At 43.5% G+C, this 8,573-nt stretch carries 9 protein-coding genes, 1 pseudogene and 1 riboswitch; of the genes and pseudogenes, 1 reads left to right on the top strand and 9 read right to left on the bottom strand.

Annotated features, from left to right (window positions below; all coding sequences use genetic code 11):
• Positions 1-185: 185 nt before the first annotated feature.
• Positions 186-245: riboswitch (Fluoride riboswitch) on the bottom strand.
• A 64-nt stretch (positions 246-309) separates the two neighbouring features.
• From ABES03_RS06265 to ABES03_RS06235, 7 genes and pseudogenes are all read right to left on the bottom strand, one after another.
• Positions 310-753, bottom strand: coding sequence for a hypothetical protein (locus tag ABES03_RS06265; protein WP_430116122.1), 444 nt, complete (start codon positions 751-753; stop codon positions 310-312).
• A complete protein-coding gene (locus tag ABES03_RS06260) occupies positions 753-1,547 on the bottom strand; it encodes a hypothetical protein (RefSeq protein ID WP_430116120.1) in 795 nt (264 codons plus the stop codon). Before ABES03_RS06260 ends, ABES03_RS06265 begins: the two co-directional genes overlap by 1 nt.
• Before the next feature lie 14 nt (positions 1,548-1,561).
• Positions 1,562-2,014, bottom strand: a complete 453-nt coding sequence (locus ABES03_RS06255; protein WP_430116118.1) for a CBO0543 family protein — start codon at positions 2,012-2,014, stop codon at positions 1,562-1,564.
• A 20-nt stretch (positions 2,015-2,034) separates the two neighbouring features.
• Positions 2,035-2,937 (bottom strand): DUF3231 family protein, encoded by a 903-nt coding sequence (locus ABES03_RS06250; protein WP_430116116.1) that lies wholly within the window; start codon positions 2,935-2,937, stop codon positions 2,035-2,037.
• Positions 2,938-2,971: 34 nt separating this feature from the next.
• Positions 2,972-3,034, bottom strand: a pseudogene (locus ABES03_RS06245) (hypothetical protein); the annotation flags it as partial.
• Positions 3,035-3,774: 740 nt separating this feature from the next.
• Complete coding sequence (locus tag ABES03_RS06240) at positions 3,775-4,230, bottom strand: VOC family protein (protein ID WP_430116115.1); 456 nt, start codon at positions 4,228-4,230, stop codon at positions 3,775-3,777.
• The gene (locus ABES03_RS06235; protein WP_430116113.1) at positions 4,211-4,684 is read right to left on the bottom strand and encodes a VOC family protein; all 474 of its coding nucleotides are present in this window, start codon (positions 4,682-4,684) and stop codon (positions 4,211-4,213) included. Before ABES03_RS06235 ends, ABES03_RS06240 begins: the two co-directional genes overlap by 20 nt.
• 187 nt (positions 4,685-4,871) lie before the next feature.
• Here ABES03_RS06235 and ABES03_RS06230 point away from each other — a divergent pair, with 187 nt between their 5' ends.
• Positions 4,872-5,399 (top strand): DUF2269 family protein, encoded by a 528-nt coding sequence (locus ABES03_RS06230; RefSeq protein WP_430116111.1) that lies wholly within the window; start codon positions 4,872-4,874, stop codon positions 5,397-5,399.
• Positions 5,400-5,528: 129 nt separating this feature from the next.
• On the opposite strand, the gene ABES03_RS06225 is transcribed toward ABES03_RS06230, so the two are convergent.
• Together ABES03_RS06225 and ABES03_RS06220 are read right to left on the bottom strand one after the other, a co-directional pair.
• Entirely contained in the window at positions 5,529-7,214 is a 1,686-nt protein-coding gene (locus ABES03_RS06225) for an Ig-like domain-containing protein (RefSeq protein WP_430116110.1), read from the bottom strand.
• A gap of 150 nt (positions 7,215-7,364) precedes the next feature.
• On the bottom strand, positions 7,365-7,721 hold the full coding sequence (locus tag ABES03_RS06220) for a DUF805 domain-containing protein (RefSeq protein ID WP_430116108.1): 357 nt from the start codon (positions 7,719-7,721) through the stop codon (positions 7,365-7,367).
• Positions 7,722-8,573: the final 852 nt, after the last annotated feature.

The raw sequence follows: 8,573 nt of genomic DNA, 5'->3' as shown, positions 1-8,573 counted from the left end.
TTTTAGTCTAGCATCATAAATGCTCGAAATTCGCCGATAAAATCTTAGATTCGCTGATAAGAGCTAGGAATTCGCTGATATATCATAAAATTGGTATTCAATGTGAAATTTTACACTACAAATTCACTTTGAATACATTCATTTTAATAAAAAACAGCCAAATAAATAGACTCCTACCAGGGATTTGTCTGGTAGGAGTCATTAGCTTGTCGGCGTTTATGGCGAACTCCATCGCCTTTGCAATTTTATACAAGTATTTTAACAAACCAACCTATTGGTTTTCAAGAACAGAAATGCCGCGACCTTTCGCTAGATTCTTACCAGCCCCAACGTATGATGCTGTTTAAGAATATTCTCCACCAGCTCCACCTGGTCTTCTTCGCAATTCACAATTAACAGCACGTCTGCGATGTTTTTTCTGAGTGTCTTTTTCCGGACGGTTTTTTTCCATATGTAATCAATGACAAGTCCAATAATTGACCCGGCAATTAATCCGATCAAGCCCCAAAGGATGGGACCCCAATAAAGGACAAACCCGTACATCGTGCCAAGTAGCATGACAGACATGCCGATTCCCGACACTATAAACAGATTGAGTCCATCCGCGTTGTATGGGTCGAGGTACTTTTTTTCGACGACATTTTTCTTGACAGGAGCAGCTAGGATTCTCTCTTTTTCGATGTGATGATTTTCTAATTCACTAATGGCGAGCTCGAGTGCTAAGGAATGCTCGAAGATTGAGATAACAGGCATTAGACATTCTCCAATTGGTTGATAAAATATTGTTTATATTTCGCGCCAAAGTAGTTCTTTTTCAAATAACAGGCTTGTTCCATCTTAAACAACTCATTGATTTCAACCGCGTGATAGTAGCTGTCACATGCTGCAAAACAATATACTGAGGGTAAATACATTGTCCATTGGATATTCATTACGGCTGATGCTTGCTCAAACTCCCCCAACACACAAAAATACACTCCTTCCAGTATCCTCGATTGGTAAATCGAGATGATGAACCAAACTATCAGGTAGACACCGGAGACGACATTTCTAACAATTAGGTGCCCCAGGCCCGGCGTAACCACCGACCAAAAGACAGGGACCCATGGATTGAGCCTTTGAAGGTAGTTGATTTCCAAGATACTGATGTTAAATGCTTGGAATGGTGTTTTCTCTCTCACCGCGAGTATCGAAAATTGGTTGATATCCGTCGTTAATCGGTACGCGTCCCAGGCGTTAAAAATGTAGACGCCTATATAAATGAAGAACCATCTGCTATCTAGACACGCTTTTGCCAACTCGAATTGTCCGGTACACGAATAAAAAATGGATAAGTTCAAATGGGCTTGTGTATTGACGAGGAACTCAAATACAAATAACAAAAACCCCTTAAATTTTTTCCCAATCATAATGTGGCCCGCGCCTGGCATCGCCAGTCCCCACCATAAAGGCATAAACGGGTTTCCCACACGTACATAATTGATGTTAAAGGAGGTTAGGTTTGCCTTCGGTCTTCTTGGGTGCCACTTTTGTGTAATGATCGGCATGTTATTCACCATTTTCAATTATTTTTTGCTAAAAACCTAATAAACCTTAGATTCACGACCAGGATCAAGTAAAGAAAAGGGTAGCAAAAGAAGGAATACCACAGCCTCCATTCGTTATGATAAAAAACCTCTGTATGTAATGCGATATATTCAAAGCCAGTGGTCAGAAATGTCCAAATTACAATATAGAGTACTTTTTTCATCCATGCCTTTTTAAAGGGGTAAAAATTTAGGAACACGATGTTTGCCGCTGGATAAACAAAAACAAATATGGGCAGGTATTGCCAGTCCACGCCCTTATTGAAAAAGCCGTAAAAATCAAATTTTATATCTAAATAAATGTCTGCGACCGCTGCAAGGAATATTGCAAAGAAGGAGGTTGTATACATTTCTAACTTGGAAATGCGCTTTGGGATAAAAATGATTGCTAGGATGGATCCAATTACGGTTATTATCAATAAAACCATTTCTAGCCCCCTTTTCCTCTTTATTTTTCGGCTAAGTCATTTCGGTCTGTGGCAAGTGGCGGCTGTTCCAACCAGCCATTCTTGATCAATAGCTGTGCCCCATCCTCTGCGTATCTTCCGATGTCGGCCATAAGAATCGTGTATTGTAGCGCCAGGTCCCTTCTCTGTGAAACCGATAAGCCGGCGCCAAAGTAGCCGACTCCCGCAGAAATTAGGATGACGATATGAGATAACATCAATTTATCTGAAAACGGTGGAATGGTTGAATCAGTCAATTCTGATATCCATGAAGCGGGTGAGGTGAGATCATCTTTTGTTAGGATCGAACTCAAGGTTTCGAACTCCCTTTTACAAATTTCTTTTCCTCTTTGAAAATATTGCCGTAGCTCTTTCGATTGACAGGTTTGGGCAAAGGCAATTTCCAGTACCGCCTTTGCGACTGTTTTTTGCATGTTGTAGCTAATCCCACTGATTTCCATCGCATTTAGCGGCCGTTTCTTTCCAAACCAGCCTGTTAAATAACTCTGCTCATTAACAAAGTCGACCTGTTTTGGCGTGTTGATTCTTGGCGGCTTACTGTAGATTCCTTTTTCCAGCATGAGTTCTACGATTTTATCATGTAACTCCATTGTTTCGATGCTACATTGGATGTAATAGGCTCGTTGGTCGGCGCGCGCCGATGTACTGACTGCTCCCGCGTAGCCGGTCAGGCCGTGGATTCCCATAATCAGCATATACGCCAGCATGAATTTATCTGTAAATAACGCCGGTGCACCGAGATTTACGTCGTTTTTCGTAAATCCTATTGGAATCGGAAAGTTTTCTTCGTTGAAAAAAGCGGTAATTTTTCCGATATGTGATTCGGCTAGTTGAAGAGCAAACTGAAGGATGTCCTTGAATCTGCTGGTCCTGCGTTGTTTCAATTGAGTGGCTAAGTACACAAATGGCCATGGTATCGTTAATGTATTGCGTCCATAGATTCGCTATTTCCCCTGTCGTCAGGCGAACAGTATGATTCATCTCTTCCACAAGAAACCTCCAAGATTACAGCATTTAGTCATATAGGGTTATTATGCTAATTTTTTTGGGAAATTATGAGTGTTAGTGATAAGTTTGGGGACAGTCCCCCGCTACGTTAAAGCGTTACCCAGCCGGGGGACTGTCCCCTGCTACGTTAAAGCGTTACCCAACTGGGGGACTGTCCCCAAAAGGTCTGCGAGGATGCCTATTTAGGAGATTGGGACTGGTTTTAGGGGGAGTTTAGTAGTTTTTTTTGAAATTATCTTGAGCTTTTAATGGAATTATACCTAACCTATGCGAATTTCTCTTGAACTGGATGGACAATTACCTATTTTAAGGGATTTTGATAGAGCTTGGTTGGAATATTACCTAATTTAAGAGGATTCCTCCAGAGCTTGGTTGGAATATTACCTAATTATTATAGGATTTACCCAGATCCAGAACGGAACATCCCGTCGTTTTCGAGGAATTCTACACACTTTTGGATTATATCTACACAAATTCAGGATTTATCTACAAATAAAGGTTTTTTCTAAAAGGTTTTGGATTATTTCTTAACCAATCCAGGGGTTAGCTACACTAAAATAGATTAATTCTACAAATCCACGGAGGAATTCTACAAAATTTCAAGTTATTCTACAAATCCAGCAAGGAATTCTACAAAAGTTGGAAATTCCCTTCCAATTCATAAAAAAAGGGTGCCCGCCGCAGCCCGAGCCACCGCCAGCACCCAGCATCCTCTACTTCCCCCGATTCCACTCCTCCAACGACATCATCCCAAACTCCTCCGCCACATCCAATCGCAAGGGCGCCATGAACTCCAAAGAATTGCCATCTGGATCCTGAAAATAGATGGCGGCATGCGCATGAGGATGATTCTGCAGCACGAGCGGCTGGTTTTTCGCCGAAAAACCGAAATCCGGCTTAATCGCAATCCCCTTTTCCGAAAGCCACACCTTCACCTTCTCCATATCCTCCAACTCCACCCGGAACGCGACGTGCCTCAAGGAAGGATGATAGGGAGTCTCGACTCGATCCGTTTCCCACAACCCCAGCCAGCTGCGACCCTTTTCAATCCAAAAGAAAGCCAACTTCTCCTTTTGAAAAGCCAATTCTAAATTGAGATTTTTATAAAAATCGATAGACCGTTCCAGATTGCTAACAGGTAAATGTGCTTCATACAAACCTTTTATCATGATTCCTCACCTCATTCCACGTGCTCAAGTGGACCACACCAAGCTCAGGCTGCGCCTCCCCCTCTAGCAACGCCAAATATTCCAGCGAGTTGCCGTCCGGGTCCGCGAAATAGTAAGAGGCGGCCGGCATCCAGGCGTGGACCACTGGCTCTGAGGTATCCAGCCCGAACGATGGGCGCAGCTCGATTCCCTTTTTTTCTAAAAAGGAAGGTATCTTCATTAACTCTTCCAGTGACACCCCAAAGGCAAAGTGGGATGGCACAAACTTTTCAGCAGGCTCCTCCCACACGCCAAGCATTTGTTCCTTCTTCTCGGCATCCCCCAGCCAGAAAAACGCGACTCGTCTCTCTTCAATCACATAAGCGAGCTCCAACCCCAGTGATTGATAGAATTCAATGGATTGTTCTAAATTCCTTGTGTTTACATGAGTTTCATATATTTTCATTCCGTCCATCCCCATCCCCTATTGATGCCTTTATTTTAGTATTTTTGTAAAAAATAGACATTCTGCTTTAGTTGGAAGTTTTCTACGACTATAGTTGTAGATTCAGCCTCGAGACCTAGTCAAAGTTCCGTCTCTGGCTTAATTTTTCTGAAGAGATTTCTTGTTACACTAGTAAAAAACAAGAGAGGATGCAACTATGAAAAAATTAGGACCGACCGGGATGAAATGGTTAAAGATTGTTCATATCGTATTGGTGGCGTTATTTTTCGGGGGGATTATGAGCTCGACCGCCTTGAGTTTTTGGCCGAAGTCCTCAGCCTTCCTCGAAACCTTTGAAATCTATAAACACATGGTCACAATCAGTGACCTCATTGTCCGAACGGGGGCAGTAGGCACGCTACTTGTCGGAATCGTTTATAGCGTGATGACCCCGTGGGGATTTTTCAAGCACAGATGGGTGACGGTGAAATGGGGGCTTTTTGTCGGACAAACTGTTGTCGGAATCTTCGTCGTTGATCGATTAATGATGGCAAATATGGCCCTGCTGGAAACTGAACGGAGCCAGGCCTTGATGAATCCTGTTTTTATTGAAAATGAAACCTTGAGGCAGTATGCCGTTATTTTTCAAGTAGTCGTTACCCTGTTTATTTTCTGTATATCAGTATTTAAACCGTGGAAAAAGAAGAAACGCCAAGCAGCCAAGGATTCGCTCATAAATTCGTAGATTCACTCATAAAAGTTTAAAATTCGCTCATATATTTCTAGATTCGCTCATTAGTACTCCATATTCGCTCATAAAACATCCCCACACCACAAAAAAGCACACGATTTCACGTCGTGTGCTTTCCCTTGTTTATCTTAAAATACCTGTACTATAAAAATAATACGATTTTCCGCCGATTTTTACCCAGCCAGTGACCATGGCGCCGGTACTATTCAAGTAATACCAATGGGTACCACTCTTCAGCCACCCCGTAACCATTGCACCGCTGCCGTTGAAGTAATACCATTTCGTTCCGCTCTTCAACCAGCCAGTCGCCATTGCACCACTGCCGTTGAAGTAGTACCACGTCTTGCCGAGCTGCAGCCAGCCGGTTTTCATCGCGCCATTGCTCGCTAAGTAACACCACGTAGTACCAAGCTTAATCCAGCCCGTCTGCATCACGCCGCTTGCGTTCGCATAATACCAAGTGGTTCCGACCTTAAACCAGCCCGTCTTCAAATTAAACGTGGCAGGATCATAATAGTACCATTTGCCATCCTGGCTTACCCAGCCAGACGGTTTTGTTTTTTCAACAACAACATGTGCGGGTACACTTTTTGTCCCATAGCTATCGATAGTGCCCACTGATAATTCGGTGCCCTCTTTTTGAGCTGGAATCGGAACGCTGAACTTGCGGTCCACACCTACCACCGCAGACCCGAGCAATGTTTCGCCCGATCTAACTTCAATGGTAAAGCCAGGTTCCCCTTGCCCCCGGACATAGGTATCTTTGTCCGTAACCTTGTTAACGATTGGCTTAGCCACATAGACCTGCAGCATCTGGCCATTTCTTGGAAAAATCGCATTTCCTGCTTTATCCTCTACATGAAGATACACGTTAAAGGTGCCCGTTTCAAAGTAGGAAGGAACTTTTATCGTCGTTTCCCATAAGCCCGTTGAAGGATTTTTTTCAAGGGTAAAATTATAAAAATGCGTTAAATCAATGAACTCGAATCTTACTTCGGCCAACGCGATGCCGGAATTGTCATCACTGATGTCCGCCTGCACCTTCAGCTCATCACTATGAGTGACAACTTCTTTGCTTATTTTTAAGCTTTTGAATGTAGGTGGTGCCGTATCTAGATTTGGGTTCGTCATCTGAAAGTCTTTCGTTGCCGTCGTTACGTTGCTTGCCAAATCCGTAATCGTTAACTCCAGCTGCCAATCGCCCGGATTGGTGTTAGTTGCAAATGTGTAAGGCACCGCCCACTCATCCTTACTGCTGTCGTATGTCAGCTTCGGACCGATCCAGGTAGTTCCATCCTTTTTAAAATTTGCTTTAACGGATGCGACCCCGAAGTTATCGGATATTTTTGCCCGAATCTGGAACGGCTCGCCTGCCTTGACTGCTTGCGGTTCAAGAGTGATGCTATTCATCACCGGAAGCGCACGGTCTTCGTTCGGGTTAGTGACCGTGATGTATTGGTCCGTTTTTGGCTCTCCCCATGCACCCTCTTTTTTTTCTATATAAAAGGAGAGGTTCCATTTCCCTTGATGGTCATACGGCTGGATTTGGTACGTGCCGATCCATCTGTCTTCACTGACATTGTATGTCATGCCGACTACCTTTTCGGTGTCACCTGATAAATGCGCCTGCACACTCCGTAAGATGTCAGATGTGACGTTTAATTTTGCCTTAATGGTAATTGTATCGCCAACGTTTGCCTCGGTTTGTGATAGGGAGGCGCTCTCGAGATAGTCTAATATTGGTTCTTCTGCAGATGCTGCGGCTGGCGCTACGCCTGCTGTCAGCCCTAAGCCAGGACTGCATAGCATCAAGGCGATAATTGATAGAATAATTCGCTTGCCCAACTGATTTCCCCCTAGTTTTTTATGTCTATTTTTCTATTATATATGGACGTTCCTTATGGAAGTAGTAACATTTATTGGAAAAATAAAAACCGCTATCGCAGCGGCTTTTTTCGATTAAAGGCTCTTCTCTTTTGGGTTTGGACCCCATTGATTTGTTTCTGGCTGGCTGTCGAGCAACGTGAAAATGAGGATCACGATGTTGCCAATCGGAACTAAGCTAAGTAAATACCACCAGCCACTGCGGCCGATATCGTGCAATCTGCGGACGGTCACAGCAATCGATGGGATAATCATGGCTAAACAAAAAATAAGAGCGATGATTATTACTGCCCATGAATCAGACACTTCCAATAAGACTGTCAGTACGATTCCAATAATCCCCATGAACAGCGCAAAAAACCAGTATTCCTTACGTCTGGCCCTACCGTTAAATACGGCGTAATTCTGGAATGCCTTCAAAAACCACTGCACGAAATAAGCCCCCTATAAAAATATATCTCTATTGTATGATTACAATTTTTAGTATATCACCTGCAGAAATTGTTAGTTATTGAAACATTTCGACAATTCCTGTCGAAATGAGAAAAGCGAAAGCGTCTTGGTCAGCCACGATCAAGACGACTGGTCGATTCGCTAGCGGAGCGCAGACAGAGACCTAGTCGCTCTTAAGCGTACAAAAGTCCTTAGCCCTTTGTAACCAGGCAAATTTGTCACGTTCATTAAAAACTCCCCCTATTTACCGATCGTGAGCTTTTCCCTTTACCACGGGCATTAGAAACTACTCCTATTTACCGATCGTAAGCTTTTCCCTTTACCACGGGCATTAGAAACCCCTCCTATTTACCGGTCGTGAGCTTTTCCTCTTACCATGGGCATTAGAAACTCCCCCTATTTACCGGTTGTGAGCTTTTTCTCTTACCACGGCATTAGACACTTCCCCTATTTACCAGTCGTGAGCTTTTTCTCTTACCACGGGCATTAGAAACTCCCCCTATTTACCGGTCGTGAGCTTTTCCCCTTACCACGGGCATTAGAGACTCCCCCTATTTACCAGTCGTGAGCTTTTTCTCTTACCACGGGCATTAGACACTTCCCCTATTTACCGGTCGTGAGCTTTTTCTCTTACCACGAGCATTAGACACTTCCCCTATTTACCGGTCGTGAGCTTTTTCTCTTACCACGGGCATTAGACACTCCTCCTATTTACCGTCAGGCTTCTTTCCATTGGATTGGGACATAAAATACTATACTAACAAGGACTTTGGTTGTAACAAATTTTATACATTCTTATCTTTTAAGAAACGCGCAAACGCCTTGGTCAGC

This window comes from Neobacillus rhizosphaerae (assembly GCF_050477885.1).
Classification (GTDB): Bacteria; Bacillota; Bacilli; order Bacillales; family Cytobacillaceae; genus Neobacillus; species Neobacillus rhizosphaerae_A.
This window is presented reverse-complemented; position numbering and strand designations above follow the sequence as displayed.